Source organism: Neisseria sp. P0019.S003, assembly GCF_051957115.1.
In the GTDB taxonomy this organism is placed as follows: Bacteria; Pseudomonadota; Gammaproteobacteria; order Burkholderiales; family Neisseriaceae; genus Neisseria; species Neisseria flavescens_D.
The window spans coordinates 1-432 of the sequence record NZ_JBQCWT010000114.1 but is presented as its reverse complement, the minus strand read 5'-3'; the positions used below and the strand labels follow the sequence as shown (position 1 = coordinate 432).

1 pseudogene is annotated in these 432 nt (G+C 56.0%); it reads left to right on the top strand.

Going from position 1 to position 432, the window contains the following annotated elements:
* Positions 1-64: 64 nt before the first annotated feature.
* A pseudogene (locus tag ACTHTS_RS11360) lies at positions 65-432 on the top strand (excinuclease ABC subunit UvrA); the annotation flags it as partial.

The window sequence follows — 432 nt, the reverse complement described above, 5'->3', positions numbered from 1 at the left end:
GTGTAACCACCATCATCAAAACGACAGCAAAACTCCCCACTCAGAAGCCCGTGACAACGACACCATCCGCATCCGCGGTGCACGCACGCATAATTTGAAAAACGTCGATTTGGACATTCCGCGCCACAAGCTGGTAGTAGTCACGGGGCTGTCGGGCAGCGGCAAGTCGTCGTTGGCGTTTGACACGTTGTATGCCGAAGGGCAGCGGCGTTATGTCGAGAGCTTGTCCGCCTATGCGCGGCAGTTTTTGCAGATGATGGACAAACCTGACGTCGATTTGATCGAAGGCCTGTCGCCCGCGATTTCCATCGAGCAGAAATCCACCAGCCATAATCCGCGTTCCACCGTCGGCACGGTAACGGAAATCCATGATTACCTGCGCCTTTTGTACGCCCGCGTCGGCACGCCGTATTGTCCCGAACACAATCTGCC